The organism is Pseudarthrobacter sp. NamE2 (assembly GCF_005796205.1).
Taxonomy (GTDB): Bacteria; Actinomycetota; Actinomycetes; order Actinomycetales; family Micrococcaceae; genus Arthrobacter.
In genome coordinates this window covers 1-1,438 of record NZ_VAHN01000038.1, presented here as the reverse complement: position 1 = coordinate 1,438, position 1,438 = coordinate 1, and the positions used below count along the sequence as shown (strand labels likewise).

Here is a 1,438-nt window from a genome sequence, read left to right as displayed (position 1 = left end):
TGAACCGGTCCCCGAAAGTTGGACCAGTTTCTAAGAGCCTAAGCTGCTAGGGCCTGAGCACGGTATTCCACCGGGCTCAGGCCCTTCAGCTTTATCGAGATTCTTTGGGTGTTGTACCAGGACATGTATTCGTCCAGGGCCATGGTGAGTGCATCGGTACTGACGAATCGGACGTGATGGAAGAGTTCTTCCTTGAGGTGTCCGAAGAAGTTTTCCATCACAGCGTTGTCGTAGCAGTTGCCCTTGCGCGACATGGATTGGGATGCCCCGGCCTTCTCGAGCAGTTTTCGCCATGCGAGGTGCTGGTACTGGAAGCCTTGGTCTGAGTGCACCAGTACCTTTTGCCCGGGCGGGAGGATGTTCAGTGCCTTCCGGAGCGAGCTGACTGCTAGCTCCAGATTTGGTGACATTCCAACCGAATAGGAGATGATCTGCCGATCGAAAAGATCCATGATCGGTGAGAGATAAAGTTTCTTCTCGCCGACGCTGAATTCCGTCACGTCGGTCACCCACTTCTGGTTGGGGGCATCGGCTATAAAATCCCGGTTCAGCACGTTCGGTGCAACCTTGCCCTCATCGCCCTTGTAGGAGCTGTAGCGCTTCTTTCGCCTGACTTTGCAGGCGAGCCGCAGGGAGCGCATCAGCTTCAGCACAGTCTTTTTGGCGACCGTCCATCCTTGCTTGCCCAGCTCAACATGGATACGTCTGTGGCCGTAGCGCCCATGGTTCTTGTTGAATATCTCGGTGAGCTTGGACTTGAGTTCCTCCTTCGGATCGGGCCCATGGAGGCGGGCCTGGTGATAGAAGAATGTCGACCTGGCAAGTCCCGTAACCTGAAGCAGTACCGGGAGGGGAAAGTCAGCCTTGAGGGCGATGAGGGCTTTAACCTTCACCGTCGTTCCTGCGCCCTCAAGGCCCGCAATTTTCCCAGGTAGGCCACTTCCGCGCGCAGCCGTTCGTTCTCCCGCCGCAGCCGTTCCAGCTCGGGTAGCTCGGCGGGTGACGGGTCCTCGGGCTTCCTCGGTCGGCCTTTGGGTTTTGGGCGTAGAGCCTCCGGCCCTTCCCGACGGTATGCCCGAGCCCATGTTTCGAGAAGTTTGGGCGAGGATAAGCCGGCTTCGAAGGCAAGGTCATGGGCAGTCTCGCCCTGCGCGAAGCGTTCGACCAAGGCGAGCTTGAACTCGTACGAATAGGTGTGCTTTATCGGCTTAGACATCAACGCTTCCCGGCCATGGATCCTCCATCGCCGATAAAGCCGATCGACCGGCGCACGGGGAACGCCCAGCAAGCTGGCCGTCGCCTTATCGGCGATGCCCTTCTCAAACCACGCTACAGCCGCTGCCCGCTGGTCTTCCGATAATGAACTAGTTGGACGCATAAAACTGCTCCCCGAGAGTCGGAACTGAATTTTTCAGTCCAACTTTCGGGGAGCAGTTCA

General features: G+C 57.5%; 2 pseudogenes. Both read right to left on the bottom strand.

Going from position 1 to position 1,438, the window contains the following annotated elements:
* Positions 1 to 38: 38 nt before the first annotated feature.
* Positions 39 to 1,323, bottom strand: a pseudogene (locus FDW83_RS18890) (IS3 family transposase).
* Positions 1,277 to 1,378: pseudogene (locus FDW83_RS19790) on the bottom strand (hypothetical protein); the annotation flags it as partial. The pseudogenes FDW83_RS18890 and FDW83_RS19790, both read right to left, overlap by 47 nt.
* Between the last annotated feature and the right edge of the window lie 60 nt (positions 1,379 to 1,438).